The sequence below is a fragment of the Maridesulfovibrio ferrireducens genome, assembly GCF_900101105.1.
GTDB lineage: Bacteria > Desulfobacterota > Desulfovibrionia > Desulfovibrionales > Desulfovibrionaceae > Maridesulfovibrio > Maridesulfovibrio ferrireducens.
Genome location: NZ_FNGA01000001.1, coordinates 485289 through 499344 on the forward strand (window position 1 = coordinate 485289; position 14056 = coordinate 499344).

Consider the following 14056-nt stretch of genomic DNA (forward strand, 5'->3'; position numbering starts at 1 on the left):
ATTGCGAAATCTATCAACGGTAAGGTCGTAGAAAAATATCTCTGGCAGGATTTAACCACGTTGGTTGCCGTGACAGACGGGGAAGGATTACACCCGAAAGTATTTTCCTATAACGAAGAAGGCGATCCAGTTGCAATGACTTACGAAGGAAAAACCTTTTATTTCGCTACCGATCAAGTCGGTTCAATTTTCATGGTTGCGGATGAAAGGGGTAATGAGGTAAAGCGGATTATATATGATTCGTTTGGTAATTTGCTATTCGATAGTAATGAAAAATTTGATACTTGCGTGGGCTTTTCCGCAGGTCTGGCCGATAAAGACACGGGATTAATTCACTTCGGATATCGTGAATATGATCCCGCCATCGGCCGCTTCATAACCCCCGACCCAATCGGTTTCGCTGGCGGGGATGTGGATGTTTATGGTTTTTGTTTGGATGATCCTATTAATTTTGTGGATCGGACGGGGTTGGCTCAAGTTTATGAAAGAAGATTAAAGGGGCTTGAATTTTTAGATGAACCAAGTGGCATAATGCTCAAAGAAGCTGTATATGCAACAACGCCCCTTGGTCGCCTAGCAAAGGGGTTTCCTAAAAAACTTGACCAACTTCTCGACGACAACAATATTAAACTCAAGCATGAATTTATAAAATACGATGATGCCGATGAAACTAAGGGAGAAAAGACTAATTCAGGATTTTCTAATAAAGGGATTACACATGACGAAGTGGGTAAATCTACTCCGATAGGAAAACACTTTGACGACAAAATAGCACGGCAAGCTGAAAAAAATATTACCAAAACTGGAAAGTATACACCAAAAAATTATAAGGGAAAAGATAATAACTGTCAGGATTATACTGAGGATTTTACAAACGAATGTGAAAATATTCAGAAAAAAGATAAAAAATAACAATTAAAAAAAAGGGGGGGGAGATGCTTTAGGTTTTCTCCTCCTAACATAAGGATATATGAAAATTTTAGCCGCTATCTATATAGTCTTAGGTTTTATCCTTTCCATTTATATATACAATTCCAATGTATTTCAGGCAAATTTTATGGGCGATAGATACTATAAACCTATTTTTGAAGGCCATTTTGACGCAGCCAAGAAAGGTGAAAGGCTGTCTATACCGATCAACTTCAAATATAAAACCGAATATGATCTTCTAATCTCAATACCTAAAGATGATATAAAATCATTTTACTCAGAAAAAGGCACTTTAAATTATAAATTTACTTCCAAAGGAAAAATTTTAGAAAAAGGAACAACCCTTTCTCCTTCAAATACAGTTTCTTACTCCGCGTCCATAAATGGCCCTCTTTCTGCTGTTCTATTAACATTTAATTTACCGTTTCCAGGAGCTGGCGATGATTTAGTTTTGGTCATTGAAGCAATCAATCCACTAACAGCTTTAAATAAATATTCTGGATCTATTCTTTGCACGGTTGAACCATCTTTGATGAAATAATTTGATATTAATTACTTAACACCGATTTTACATTGGAACATTTTTCCCCACACATATGGATAATAAGCTAAAAACAAATTATATATGATTCGTTTGGCAATGCATTACTCGATAGCGGAGTCAGTCTGGATGTATGCCTTGGATTCGCAGCGGAATTGACAGATAAAGATACCGGATTGGTTCACTTCGGATATCGTGAATATTCTCCCGCCATCGGCAGGTTCATAAACCCCGACCCAATAGGTTTAGCTGGCGGAGATGTGATGCTTCAGGGGGATTTTTTATGTTCATGTGTACAACTTTTACCCCGCTCGTCCTTGACACGATTTTCTATTATGTATACGTCTAACGTGCAATTATACTTGATATATCCACACTAAAAGACTCCAAATTCAAATTAGAGGTGTACATGAGTAAGCTCCTATTGGTTCTTCTGACAGCACTAACCTCGCTTTGCATGTCCCTGCCGGCGTATGCAGGAACAAGAACTATCACCGACATGGCCGGGCGCACCGTTGAAATTCCTGACAAAGTTGATCGGGTTCTCTGCTCAGGGCCGGGATGCTTGCGCTATCTTACTTATCTTCAGGGACAAGATCTTATTGTCGGAGTCGACAGCATTGAAAAAAGGAAAAGCAGATTTGATTCGCGTCCATACGCAATGGCTAATCCGCAGTTTAAAGATCAACCGCTCTTCGGCGAATTCAGGGGGCACGACAATCCTGAACTGATTCTATCCCTTGAACCGCAACCACAGGTTATTTTCAAAACATTTAAAGGAATGGGCTTCGATCCTGACAAATTGCAGGAAAAAACCGGAATTCCGGTGATCTGTCTGACATACAGCAGCATCGCAACCAAAAGGCAGTTGATCTACAACTCACTCAAACTTATGGGTGATGTTGTCGGCAAATCTGAAAGAGCTGAAAAAGTCTGTAATTTCATCGAAAAAAACATCAATGATCTGGAAAAGAGAACTGCGAACGTCCCTGAATCACAGCGCAAATCCTGCTACATAGGCGGAATTGCAAAAAAAGGGCCTCACGGTTTTCAATCCACTGAACCGGCCTATCCTCCTTTTCTCTTCGTTAATGCTAAAAACGTAGCCTGTCCGCCGAAAGAACAGGGCAAACCATTGCAACATGCAAATGTTTCAAAAGAACAGATTGTAGCGTGGAATCCTGAAATTTTATTTATGGACATCTCAACCTGCCAGCTTGGCGATGAAGCAAGCGCCATTAATGAACTTAAAACTGATCCAGTTTACAAGAGCCTTGATGCCGTAATTAATGATCAAGTTTATACAGTTCTGCCTTATAACTGGTATTCGCGGAATTACGGTTCAATAATCGCAGATGCTTTTTATGTAGGTAAAGTTTTGTACCCTGAAAAATTTGCGGACATTGATCCTAAAGCTAAAGCCGATGAAATATACAGTTTCATGGTCGGAAAGCCTGTATTTAATGAGATGGATAATGCCTTTAAAGAAAAAGCATTCGACAAGCTGGTTTTGAGGTAGTCAATGCACTTTAATGACGGACAAATCCCGCCGGAGTATGCAAAACATATTAGGCGCAAGTCTTTATTCATTGTCGCAGGATTTATTATCACTGCGATAGTATTTACTTCGTCCATCGGAATGGGACCTGTTTCTATCTCATTTTCGGAAACGCTTCGTACTCTGTTTGGAGAAACTATATCCAAACGATTCGATCTCATAATATGGAATATCAGACTGCCCCAAGCCCTCACAGCAATTGCTGCCGGGGCGGGGCTTTCTGTTTCCGGCGCAGTAATGCAGGCAATTCTCCGAAATCCTCTCGGCTCACCGTTCACCTTGGGGATTTCACATGCGGCAGCTTTCGGTGCCGCTGTTTCTGTCATGATCCTCGACTTTGGGACCATGGCCAGCTCAAACGTCGGCGCAGTGACTATTAACAGCCCTTATTTAACGACAGCAGTTGCATTCTCTTTCAGCCTGATTGCCACCTTTGCGATCATTGCAATATCGCGGCTTCGTCGGGCTACGCCGGAAGTAATGGTTCTCACAGGGGTTGCCTTGGGAGCGTTGTTCACAGCTGGAACCATGTTTCTACAATACTTTGCAGATGACGTTCAACTGGCAGCCATGGTTTTCTGGACTTTCGGAGACGTTGCCAGAGCAACATGGACTGAACTTGGAATAATAAGCGTAGTAACTTTCATTGCCTATATCTGGTTCACCCTGAACCGCTGGAATTTCAATGCCATTGAAGCTGGCGACGAAACAGCAAAAGGTCTGGGTGTAAAGGTCGAACGTATAAGACTTACAGGAATGCTGCTCGCCTCGCTTGTGACTTCCGTAATAGTTTCATTTCTGGGAATTATCGGATTTGTAGGGCTAGTCTGTCCGCACATGGTCAGGCGTATGATCGGTGATGATTATAGATTTCTGCTTCCGGGGTCATGTCTGCTCGGAGCCGCCCTGCTCTTAACAGCGGACACAGCCGCACGTCTTATGCTCGCACCAAACGTACTGCCTGTGTCGGTACTGACAGCATTCCTAGGAGCTCCGGTCTTTATCTGGCTGATAATAAGGGGAAATAAATGATAAACCTCAAAGTAAACGGCCTTAATTTCAACTACAACGGAACTTCGATTCTTGAAGGAATTAATTTTTCCGTAGATAAGGGTGAACTTCTTGCCATTCTCGGTCCCAACGGAGCTGGAAAAACAACCTTACTCAAATGTCTGAACGCCATCCACAAGCCCGAACAGGGCTGTGTTCTCGTTAAAGAACGGGATGTTTTCAAACTCAGTTCAGACGACATCGCAAAACTGCTGGGATATGTCCCGCAAAGGGTTGAACCAGCACGACTAAGTGTCTTCGATGCGGTCCTTATGGGGCGCAAACCACATATTAAATGGCGGGTCCGCGACCACGACATCTGCATTGTGGATGCGGCATTAAAACGACTTTCTTTATGCCATCTATCGTTGAGATATATCGATCAATTAAGCGGCGGAGAACTGCAAAAAGTCAGCATTGCGAGAGCCCTTGTTCAGGAGCCGGAAGTTCTTTTGCTGGATGAACCCACCAGCAGTCTTGATCTTAAAAACCAATTGGAAATTCTGCGGACCGTCAGGGGGGTTGTGAAAGGGCACATGGTTTCAGCCATCATGACCATGCACGACCTGAATACAGCACTCCGCTACGCCGACAAATTCATTTTTCTCAAAGACGGAACAATTTACGGATGCGGCGCAACTGAATGTGTCACACCGGAAATGATCGAAGCGGTATATGGAGTGCCTGTTGAAATTGAAATCAGAAACGGATGTCCCGTTATTCATCCCATTGAAGATTTAAACGCAATTGACCACAGCCATACGCACAGCCACGACCATGTACACGCAACAGCCTCAATTCATAACCAATAGGAACTACAAATGAATAATTTTTTCAGCCCCGAAACAATTAAAAGAGTTATAGAATTCCACGGTCATCAGTGCCCCGGACTGGCTGTAGGTATTCGTGCATCAGAACTGTGTTTAAACAAACTGGGACATAACAAGGATTCCTCGCTTGTAGCCATTTGTGAAACAGATATGTGCGGAGTGGATGCAATCCAGTTTCTCACCGGATGCTCAGTAGGAAAAGGCAACCTGCTCTTTAAAGATCACGGGAAAATGGTTTTTACATTTTTCAGACGCGAAGACGGGGAAGGGTTTAGAGCATTGCTGAATCCCGACTTTTTGGAAAAAAACAGAGCGAAAATGAACAGACTGATGGAGGTCTCTTCCAATGGTACGGCAACAGACGAAGAAGAAAAACAATGTACAGCTGTTCGGTCTGAAGTCGAAACCCAGTATTTGGAAGCAGATCTTGAAGAAATGTTCATTCTAGATAAACCGCAAATAAACATGCCCCGCCCTGCCCAAATTCTGCAATCTCTTAACTGTGAAATTTGCGGTGAAAAACTGATGGAATCACGCTCAAGAAGATTCTCAGGGCAGACACTGTGCATCCCCTGCTTTACTAAAGTTGAACAGAAAATCTGATCTACCACTTGACCCTCATAATAGAGATAGCGCATATAATATAGTATATCTCTAATGAGGAGTCTTTATGAAAATTTCAACATTTTTGATATTCATAATCCTGATATTTGCTTCTCCCTGCACGGCGACAGCTCAGCCTGCTAAAATAACTCTGGCGACACACAACCTGTGTCCCTATGGTTGCTACGATGAAAACGGGGTATTTGATGGATGCGCTGTAAGGGTAGTCAAGTATGCCTTCAACAAAATGAATATCAAACTGAATATTGTTGTAGTTCCGTGGATCAGGGCGCAACGTTTAGCTAGGGACGGGAAAGTTGACGGTTTTTTCGCAGCCTCTAAGAGTGAAGACCGTGACCAATATGGAGTGCAGTCCGCCATTATCGCTGAACAAAGATGGAACTGGTATATGCTTCAGGAAAATCCATTGGACCCAGCTTCTGAACACTTCAAAAAAAGAGCTACAGTCGCCAGTTTTCGGGGATCAAACATGCTCAAATGGCTTAATACCAACAACTACAATGCCACATCATCCCCCCCCACCACAGAGCTTCTACTCAATATGCTTTTGCTTAAACGCTTTGATGCCATGCTTGCAAACGATATGGTTATGACTGATAAAATCTTAAAACATAATATTCATAACCGCTTAAAAATTATAACTCTTTTAAGCAAGCCTCTAGGTGTTTATTTTTCTAAAAATTTCATAAATGAAAACCCGTATTTTCTGAATCAATTCAATAAACATGTTGAAAAATACATGAAGGATCACCCTCTCCCTCTGAATATCTACGCCTGCCCTTTGCTCTAATGATTAATATTGCCACGGCAATCAGCACAAAGCCTCCTGATATAAAAGTATCAAGAGGCTTTGTTATATACTGAAGTTATACAGGATTTTTTATTTTATAAAATACAGCATAAAGCACAGGAACTACGAGCAACGTAAGCACTGTTGCAAATGCAAGCCCCGACATAATCGTCACTGCCATTGCCGAGAAGAAAGCATCTGTTACAAGAGGCAGCATACCGAGAATGGTAGTAACTGCCGCCATTGCGACAGGCCGGATACGGCTTACACACGAATCGACAACGGCCATGTAGGGTTCCTTGCCTTCCTTGAGCTCAATATTGACCTGATCAAGCAATACAACCGCATTCTTAATGAGCATACCGGACAGACTCAAAAATCCGAGAAGAGCCATGAATCCGAAAGGCTCTCCCGTGAGAAGTAATCCCACGGTAACACCGATGATAGACAACGGAACGGTCAGCCAGATAATAAGCGGAATCCGCAAACAGTTGAAAAGCATTATGGTTACAAGAACCATAATTGCAAAAGGTAAAGGCAGACACCCACCTAAACTGGCTTGAGCGTCGGTCGAATCCTCATACTCTCCGCCCCATTCCATAGTATATCCGGCAGGGATTTTAATGGATTCAATTTGCGGTCTCAGCTCATTAAATAAAACCGAAGGCAACCCTGAAACAGGCTCACAGGAAGCAGTAACCGTCAACATCCTATTTCTTGTTTTAAGCATTCCGTATTGCATTTCAGTGGCAAAGCCTGAAACAATCTCTTCAACCGGAATCATACGCCCAGCGACAGGACTGAAGACCTGCACATCACCGATCTGCTCAACATTCAGCCGCTCATTTTCAGGAGGCCGCATGACAATCGGTAACAACTTATCCCCTTCTCTGTAGACTCCGGCTCTTGCCCCGGAAAAGAACATATTCATAGCCCTTGCAAGGTCAGGGCGGGTAATCCCGGCAATTTTAGCCTGAGCTTCCATGATCACCGGAGTGAGGACTTTTACTTCCTGTCTCCAGTTATCTCTTATGGATTCAGCCTTGCCGGATTTAAGCATTACCTGCTGAGCTTCACGTGAAAGATCACGAAGAATTTTCGTATCCGGTCCGCTGAAACGAACTTCGAACGAAGCTTCTCTCCCCGGTCCGAGTTTAAATTTCTTAAACTTCGCTTCTGCTTGCGGATACAAGGCGTTAACCTCTTCTTTGTACTTGGTCATCACCTCGTCAACCGTACTATAATCTTTCACTTCGACTAAAATCATTCCATACGAAGAATTCGACTTTTCTGGGGCATAAGTAAGAATAAACCTAGGCGCACCTTCTCCTATAAAAGAGGTGATATTCTTAACTCGTTTATCCTTTTTAATGAAACGCTCAATCTCAGCAATATCATCACGAGTTGCCCTTACATCTGTGCCTTGCGGTAACCAGTAGTGTATAAAAAAGCGTGGCTGAGTAGAATCAGGAAAGAAACTCTGCTTCACGAAACCGAACCCGTAAATGGACGCAACCAGCATCCCGCCAAGAACAAGCAAGGTGAAAGCTCTACGCCTTAGACAAAACTCTAATACTTTTTTATATACCCGGAAGATGAAACCTTTATAAAGATCTCCGCCTTCGCTGACCTTCGGTTTCAAAAACATTTCGCAAAGCAACGGGGTAATGGTTACCGCCGTAATCCAGCTCATCATCAGAGAAATCAGCAGAACTACGAACAAAGATCTACAAAATTCCCCAACACTGTCCTGACTCATACCTATTCCGGCAAAAGCCAGCACGGCTATGACTGTCGCTCCAAGTAAAGGCCATTTATTCTGCTCCACTACATCAACAGCTGACTGAATTCTACGGCCACCCTTTTGATAACGAATCAGGATACCTTCGATAATAACGATAGCGTTATCTACAAGCATCCCCAAAGCGATGATAAGCGCCCCGAGCGAAATACGCTCCAAAGCGACCCCCGCCATCTGAATAAAAATAAATGACCCGCAAATTGTTATCAGCAGAACAGCTCCTATAAGAAGCCCGCTCTGCATTCCCATAAACAAAAGAAGTACAATGATAACAATCACTACAGCTTCGCCAAGATTAAGAACAAATGAATTTACAGCGTCCTCAACCCTTTTCGGCTGGAAATAAATATTTTCGACATTTATGCCGATCGGAGTTTCACTCTTTAACTCTTCAAGCTTAAGGTCTACCGCTTTCCCGAGATCAACCACATTACTTGAAGGAATCATCGAAATACCCAGAGCAATCGAAGATTTCCCGTTGAAATGCATTATCCGTGACGGCGGGTCCTGATAACCTCTATGAATGGTGGCTACGTCTTTCAGAGGAACAAGCATTCCACCTTTCACGTCCCGTATAAATAAATCTCCCAGACTTTCTACAGACTCGATCCCGCCTGTCGGAGCTATTTCAATATACTCCCTTCCAACCCGTACATTACCAGCTTTAACAACCAGATTCCGCTCAGAAAGCATTTTGTAGACAGATTCCAGAGACAGCCCGAGTTGAGCCATTCTAGCCCGCGAGATCTCAACAAAAACCGTTTCCTGCCGATCTCCCCAGATGGAAACCTTTGCCACATTATCTACCAGCAGCAATTGTTTACGCAAGTAACTGACATAGTCCTGAAGATCCTGCTGAGAATAGCCGTCACCTGAAACCGAAAGCAAAATTCCGTAAACGTCACTGAAATCATCAATAACAAACGAAGGCCCGGCTCCCGGAGGGAGAGCTCTCTGTGCATCATTCACCTTTCTCCGCAACTCATCCCAGACCTGCGGCAAGGTGTTCTTGTCGTACTTCTCTGCAACTTCAACCGTAACAATGGACTGCCCGCGATTGTTAATAGAGGTAACTTCTTTGAGCTGTTTTAGCTGCTGAGCCGCACTCTCAATAACATCCGTTACTTCATCTGCAACTTCCGCCGGAGTCGCTCCCGGATAATTAGTTATAACCAACGCTTGTTTAATGGTGAATTCTGGATCTTCCAATCTGGACATATTCAGAAAAGCCATAATCCCGCCGAGCAAAAGAACCAGAGTCAAAACTATTGAAACAGTCTTCTTTTCAATTGTATATCTTGCCAGACTCATCCTCTACTCCCGATTCTACCCTTGAGCACCTTAACTTTCTGACCTTCATACAAATATTTTACACCGGAAACGACTACGATTTCACCGGGGTTGATTCCCTTGTGAACTTCAAACATATCTTTAAATATTCTTCCGACTTCAATCTCACGCTTCTGAACATCTCCATTATGGAATATCCAGACATACGTTTTCTCCCCGGGAGCCCCTGAAACAGCGGAAATGGGAATAGCCACGGACTTAACTCCGTCAGCTTCGGGCATACTAGCCACAACTTCAGCAGTCATACCGGGATGAATTGAAACGCCGTCAGGGTTTTCCATATTCAGTGTAACTTCATAGGTTTGTGTTTGAGGATTAGCCTTGGTCTGAAATTCTTTTACCTGCAACTTAAAGGTTTCATCCTGATATGATTCAAATCTGGCTAAAGCCTTTACATTCTCAATAGTCTTACCGCTGAATGCCCTGACCCATACGGCTTCAGGAATATCAATCACCACATCCAGAGTCGAAAGATCTTCGAGTTGAACAATAGGCTCTTTGGCTTGAATATACTCGTGATTATCAACAGATTTATAAGCAATCGATCCGCTGAAAGGTGCTGTTAAAACGGTATATTGAAGATTCAGTTTCGCCCTCATAAGCTCCTGCAAAATTGAATTCATGCTGGCGCGGCTTGTTTCAAATGAACTTTGTGCTGAATCAAAAGAGGCTTGTGCAATGGTATCTGAAGCAAGAAGTTTACGATTCCGCTCATAATTCAATTTAGCTTCATTCAATATAGACCGTGCGCCGTTAAGTTTGGCCTGCAAATCAGCTACTGCGGCCTGAAAATCACGTTGATCAAGCATTGCAATTGCTTGTCCCTTTTTCACATAATCGCCTTCTTTCACATTAAAACGAACAATCTGCCCGGGAACTCTGAACGCAAGGCCTACTTCTCGCACAGCTTTAACTTTCCCGGGAAAAGTACGCAGTTCAGGGCTTGTATTATTAGATATTTCCAAAACCCGAACAGGCCGGACAGGAAGTTCTTTTTTTACTTCTTCTTTACACCCCGGCAATAAAAACAACATCGCCAGCAAAGTAAATATCGTCATTTTACGCATGATTTTTTCCTCTATGAATGGGCTGAATTAATCAATCAGTTGATTAGTTAGTGGGTAAAAAAAATTACTTCCAGAGTTCCGGTGTTCCCAGCCTTAAAATACTGGAAATGACACCTTTGTAAGTTTCCACCAATTCATCATTATCAATAAAAGTTCCGCCACCAAGCAGATAATCTGAAAAAATAATCCCCATTACCGCTGTAAAGGTAATATCTCTTACTATTTCAGGATGTTTAACACTTGAACCCATTCTTGAAAGATGATTTGAAAAGTGTTCCCACCCTTTGGCCTGCAACGTATCTCTTAAATCCTGTAAATCAGGACTGTCATGATTAAGTTCTCTGAGTCCGACCAGATAAACATCCCGGTTTTTACGGGCATTATCTATAAATCTTCTTACATTGTTATCACACAATTCATAATGATCTGCCGACTCGTCCATGGACTTCTTAACAACAGCCAAAACCAAATCGACAAAGGAAGAAAAAATCTCCCTGAGCAAACCGGTTTTACCTCCAAAGTAATAAGAAATCATAGCACTGTTGACCTCTGCCTCTCTGGCTATATCCCTGATTCCGACAGAGTTGAACGAACGCTCGGCGAACAACTTTGCGCCAGCGTTAAATATTTTCTCTTTCTTAGTCATGCGATTCAATTAATCGGTTGATTAACTCTTGTCAACCATCTATTAAAATCCTGAAAATTACCAGTCAACCTTCGTTCCCTGCTTAGGATCTGGCATTTTAACGTTCTTTGTGCCTGTGGTATTTACCACTTCAACTCTGCGATTAAGGGCTTTGCCTTCTTTGGTGTCATTGGAGATAAGCGGCTCATCCTCACCAACACCTTTGACTGATATCCTAGCCGGATTTATCTTGAACTTCTCAACAAGGTACAACCGCACAGCCTCGGCCCTCTTAAGACTCAATTTACGGTTATATTTTTTATCTCCGTCAGAATCAGTATGCCCTTTCAACAACACAGACATCAAGCTCCCACGAGGCGAAATCATTGCAGCCCCCAGAGCGTTTGCAATAGGCAAGGCGTCCTTTTTAATCTTGGCGGAGTTCACATCAAATTCTATTTTCAAATTAGCTCTGCCGATCATGCCGGAATTGGCTGTTAAACCATAAATATCACCCGCAGAGTCTCCGGGGCCGAGAAGCATTTCCAAAATCTGGTCAGAGTTGCTGGCAAAACCATCTCCCTGTGCATGCAGAGCGGAACCTGTCAGCAAAATTAACAAGCAAAAAAAAGAACTTAATGCAGTTTTCATATGTTCCTCCATTTATATTTCCAAAATTACGTTTGAAAACATAGTACCACGCAAAATATTATTTAAAAAACTATTCTTAACGAAGAACGGAGGTAGTCCTTTCTTTTAATAATCAGGCTTTGAACGCTGCTTTTTAGTTGTCGCACGTTTATTTTTATTGTCCATCCGTTTACGCTTCGTAGAATTAGGGACTTTGGTTTTACGCCTTTGCTTGATTGGCTTTAATCCATCCGCCAAAAGACTTTTAAAGCGCTCAAGAGCTTCCTCTTTGTTGCGGAACTGACTGCGATGCTCCTCGCATGATATCTGCAACTCTCCTTTACTATTAATCTTATTACTGATTCTTAAAAGAAGAATCCTTTTTTGATGGTCACTGAGGGATGCAGACTCTTCCAAATTAAAAATAAGAGTCACGCGTGAAGACGTTTTATTAACGTGCTGCCCTCCCGGACCGGAACTGCGGCTCGCAATAAAAATAATTTCGCTGTCAGGTATGGACAATGCTGGTGTGATAGTTATCATAGCTTCGGCTGGATCGTTCTGTTTTATTTGTTAATTTAAGCAAATAAATATTATATACAGATACAATACATGGATCTGTATTATTTTTACCTTTTTTTTCAGGAGACACAATTATGATAATTGCACTTCCATCCAGAGATGGTCAAGTTGACGGACACTTCGGTCATTGTGAAGCCTTTACACTTTTCACATTGGATGAAAATAAGAATATTATTGCGGAAGAAACTCTTACACCTCCTCCCGGATGCGGTTGTAAATCCAGCATAGTTCCCACACTTGCTGAGAAAGGCGTTACCGTCCTGCTGGCAGGAAATATGGGACAGGGAGCTGTTAACCTCTTGCAGGCCAGCAATATAAACGTTATCCGCGGTTGTAGCGGAGATTTGAAAGCTGCCGTAGCGCAGTGGGCAGAGGGAAACCTTACCGACTCAGCAACTGTTTGCGATGATCACGAGTCCTGCGGCAACCACTAAGCCGTTCAAATAAACTTATACGGGTTGATTAAATATTGGAGTAAAACATGAGTGAATGTCCATGCGGTTCCGGGATTGTATACGCCGAATGCTGTGAACCATATATTACCGGAACTAAACCAGCTCCTACAGCTGAAGCTTTGATGCGTTCCCGTTACACATCTTTTGTTGTGCATAACGTAGATTATCTCGGTGATACTCTAGCCCCGGAAAGCAAACATGACTACGAACCTGAGCAGGTAAAAGAGTGGGCGACATCTTCCACTTGGCTCAGCCTTGAAATTGTTTCTACCTCAGAAGGTCAGCCCGAAGACACTACAGGTGAAGTTGAATTCATTGCGAATTTCAAACAAGGCGGAGCTACTCACAAACATCATGAAGCAAGTCACTTTGAAAAAAGAGACGGCAACTGGCTTTACATTGATGGAGACATGGTCGCCCCGAAACCTGTTGTTAAAGAAAACAAAGTCGGACGTAATGAGCCTTGCCCATGCGGCAGCGGCAAAAAATATAAAAAGTGCTGCGCTTAATTAAGCTCTCAGCATAATAATTACGACTTAATCGTTATTAAAAAAGACCCGGCAGAAATATCTGCCGGGTCTTTTATTTGACTTAGAAAATCCAGTCTTGAAACAAATCAATAAAGCTTACTGCTTAACTTCGTCAGCCTTGATAATCATCACAGGCTTGACCGGAACATCATCATAACGACCTTTACGGAACGTCACAACTTTTTCAATCTTATCAACAACTTTCTTACCGCCGAGAACTTTTCCGAAAACAGCATATCCCCAGCCTGAAGAAGTCGCAGACTTAAAGTTCAAAGCTCCATTATCAGCAGTATTGATAAAAAACTGGTCTGTAGCGGAATGAGGATTACCTGTACGGGCCATAGAGATGGTATACTTATCGTTATAAAGACCGTTACGGGCTTCATTCTCAATAGGAGCGTAAGTATCCTTACTATTCATGTGTTTATCCATGTTTCCGCCCTGAATCATGAATCCGCTGATTACTCTGTGAAAAATAGTTCCATCATAATGGCCTTCGTTCACATATTTGAGAAAATTAGCCACGGTTTTTGGAGCCTTAGCTCTATCAAGTTCAAGAACAATGTTTCCTTTGCTGGTTTGCATCTTAACGTAAACTTTAGAACTTTCAGCTTGAGCAGTTGCTCCCACAGAAAGAGCTATGCAAAAAAGGGCCGCAACCAATAATATTTTGAATCTTTTCATATCCAGATT

16 protein-coding genes are annotated in these 14056 nt (G+C 42.6%); 10 read left to right on the forward strand and 6 right to left on the reverse strand.

The genetic code is table 11. The features are described 5' to 3' along the window. Window positions 1-69 precede the first annotated feature (69 nt). The 8 genes from BLT41_RS02095 (at window position 70) to BLT41_RS02130 (ending at window position 6323) form a co-directional block, all read left to right on the forward strand. Entirely contained in the window at window positions 70-912 is an 843-nt protein-coding gene (locus BLT41_RS02095) for an RHS repeat domain-containing protein (RefSeq protein ID WP_139167315.1), read from the forward strand. Window positions 913-1057: 145 nt separating this feature from the next. Beyond that, window positions 1058-1471: a hypothetical protein gene (locus BLT41_RS02100; RefSeq protein WP_139167316.1), complete on the forward strand. Its 414-nt coding sequence runs from the start codon at window positions 1058-1060 to the stop codon at window positions 1469-1471. A gap of 80 nt (window positions 1472-1551) precedes the next feature. Next, window positions 1552-1851 (forward strand): RHS repeat-associated core domain-containing protein, encoded by a 300-nt coding sequence (locus BLT41_RS17790; protein ID WP_425283306.1) that lies wholly within the window; start codon window positions 1552-1554, stop codon window positions 1849-1851. Window positions 1852-1880: 29 nt separating this feature from the next. Continuing rightward, window positions 1881-2990, forward strand: a complete 1110-nt coding sequence (locus tag BLT41_RS02110; protein WP_092157793.1) for an iron ABC transporter substrate-binding protein — start codon at window positions 1881-1883, stop codon at window positions 2988-2990. A gap of 3 nt (window positions 2991-2993) precedes the next feature. Next, window positions 2994-4061: a FecCD family ABC transporter permease gene (locus BLT41_RS02115; RefSeq protein ID WP_092157795.1), complete on the forward strand. Its 1068-nt coding sequence runs from the start codon at window positions 2994-2996 to the stop codon at window positions 4059-4061. Continuing rightward, entirely contained in the window at window positions 4061-4891 is an 831-nt protein-coding gene (locus BLT41_RS02120; protein ID WP_092158786.1) for an ABC transporter ATP-binding protein, read from the forward strand. The genes BLT41_RS02115 and BLT41_RS02120 overlap by 1 nt, the downstream gene beginning before the upstream one ends. 9 nt (window positions 4892-4900) lie before the next feature. Next, window positions 4901-5512 carry an FmdE family protein gene (locus BLT41_RS02125; RefSeq protein WP_092157797.1) on the forward strand — a complete coding sequence of 204 codons (612 nt, stop codon included), beginning with the start codon at window positions 4901-4903 and terminating at the stop codon, window positions 5510-5512. Window positions 5513-5579: 67 nt separating this feature from the next. Beyond that, window positions 5580-6323 carry a substrate-binding periplasmic protein gene (locus BLT41_RS02130; RefSeq protein ID WP_092157799.1) on the forward strand — a complete coding sequence of 248 codons (744 nt, stop codon included), beginning with the start codon at window positions 5580-5582 and terminating at the stop codon, window positions 6321-6323. A gap of 76 nt (window positions 6324-6399) precedes the next feature. Here BLT41_RS02130 and BLT41_RS02135 read toward each other — a convergent pair whose 3' ends face one another. The 5 genes from BLT41_RS02135 to arfB all read right to left on the reverse strand — a co-directional run bounded on the left by BLT41_RS02135 (window position 6400) and on the right by arfB (window position 12339). Then, on the reverse strand, window positions 6400-9435 hold the full coding sequence (locus BLT41_RS02135; protein WP_092157801.1) for an efflux RND transporter permease subunit: 3036 nt from the start codon (window positions 9433-9435) through the stop codon (window positions 6400-6402). Then, window positions 9432-10541, reverse strand: a complete 1110-nt coding sequence (locus tag BLT41_RS02140; RefSeq protein WP_092157803.1) for an efflux RND transporter periplasmic adaptor subunit — start codon at window positions 10539-10541, stop codon at window positions 9432-9434. The genes BLT41_RS02135 and BLT41_RS02140 overlap by 4 nt, the downstream gene beginning before the upstream one ends. A 64-nt stretch (window positions 10542-10605) precedes the next feature. Further along, window positions 10606-11187, reverse strand: a complete 582-nt coding sequence (locus tag BLT41_RS02145) for a TetR/AcrR family transcriptional regulator (RefSeq protein WP_092157805.1) — start codon at window positions 11185-11187, stop codon at window positions 10606-10608. 57 nt (window positions 11188-11244) lie between these two features. Continuing rightward, entirely contained in the window at window positions 11245-11817 is a 573-nt protein-coding gene (locus BLT41_RS02150) for an OmpA family protein (protein ID WP_092157807.1), read from the reverse strand. A gap of 105 nt (window positions 11818-11922) precedes the next feature. Further along, window positions 11923-12339, reverse strand: a complete 417-nt coding sequence (arfB, locus tag BLT41_RS02155; protein ID WP_092157808.1) for an alternative ribosome rescue aminoacyl-tRNA hydrolase ArfB — start codon at window positions 12337-12339, stop codon at window positions 11923-11925. Between the two features lie 113 nt (window positions 12340-12452). Between arfB and BLT41_RS02160 the strand changes: the two genes are divergently transcribed. Both BLT41_RS02160 and BLT41_RS02165 read left to right on the forward strand, forming a co-directional pair. After that, complete coding sequence (locus BLT41_RS02160; RefSeq protein WP_092157810.1) at window positions 12453-12812, forward strand: NifB/NifX family molybdenum-iron cluster-binding protein; 360 nt, start codon at window positions 12453-12455, stop codon at window positions 12810-12812. A 47-nt stretch (window positions 12813-12859) separates the two neighbouring features. Next, the gene (locus tag BLT41_RS02165) at window positions 12860-13342 is read left to right on the forward strand and encodes a YchJ family protein (RefSeq protein WP_092157812.1); all 483 of its coding nucleotides are present in this window, start codon (window positions 12860-12862) and stop codon (window positions 13340-13342) included. A 117-nt stretch (window positions 13343-13459) separates the two neighbouring features. Here the strand turns inward: BLT41_RS02165 and BLT41_RS02170 are convergent, their stop codons facing one another. Continuing rightward, window positions 13460-14047: a peptidylprolyl isomerase gene (locus BLT41_RS02170; RefSeq protein ID WP_092158788.1), complete on the reverse strand. Its 588-nt coding sequence runs from the start codon at window positions 14045-14047 to the stop codon at window positions 13460-13462. Between the last annotated feature and the right edge of the window lie 9 nt (window positions 14048-14056).

Bases quoted from the DNA above. Each gene is read 5' to 3' on its own strand.
- BLT41_RS02100 (WP_139167316.1), top strand. From the start codon at position 1,058: ATGGGCGATAGATACTATAAACCTATTTTTGAAGGCCATTTTGACGCA.
- BLT41_RS02110 (WP_092157793.1), top strand. From the start codon at position 1,881: ATGAGTAAGCTCCTATTGGTTCTTCTGACAGCACTAACCTCGCTTTGC.
- BLT41_RS02115 (WP_092157795.1), top strand. From the start codon at position 2,994: ATGCACTTTAATGACGGACAAATCCCGCCGGAGTATGCAAAACATATT.
- BLT41_RS02125 (WP_092157797.1), top strand. From the start codon at position 4,901: ATGAATAATTTTTTCAGCCCCGAAACAATTAAAAGAGTTATAGAATTC.
- BLT41_RS02130 (WP_092157799.1), top strand. From the start codon at position 5,580: ATGAAAATTTCAACATTTTTGATATTCATAATCCTGATATTTGCTTCT.
- BLT41_RS02135 (WP_092157801.1), bottom strand. From the start codon at position 9,435: ATGAGTCTGGCAAGATATACAATTGAAAAGAAGACTGTTTCAATAGTT.
- BLT41_RS02140 (WP_092157803.1), bottom strand. From the start codon at position 10,541: ATGCGTAAAATGACGATATTTACTTTGCTGGCGATGTTGTTTTTATTG.
- BLT41_RS02145 (WP_092157805.1), bottom strand. From the start codon at position 11,187: ATGACTAAGAAAGAGAAAATATTTAACGCTGGCGCAAAGTTGTTCGCC.
- BLT41_RS02150 (WP_092157807.1), bottom strand. From the start codon at position 11,817: ATGAAAACTGCATTAAGTTCTTTTTTTTGCTTGTTAATTTTGCTGACA.
- arfB (WP_092157808.1), bottom strand. From the start codon at position 12,339: ATGATAACTATCACACCAGCATTGTCCATACCTGACAGCGAAATTATT.
- BLT41_RS02160 (WP_092157810.1), top strand. From the start codon at position 12,453: ATGATAATTGCACTTCCATCCAGAGATGGTCAAGTTGACGGACACTTC.
- BLT41_RS02165 (WP_092157812.1), top strand. From the start codon at position 12,860: ATGAGTGAATGTCCATGCGGTTCCGGGATTGTATACGCCGAATGCTGT.
- BLT41_RS02170 (WP_092158788.1), bottom strand. From the start codon at position 14,047: ATGAAAAGATTCAAAATATTATTGGTTGCGGCCCTTTTTTGCATAGCT.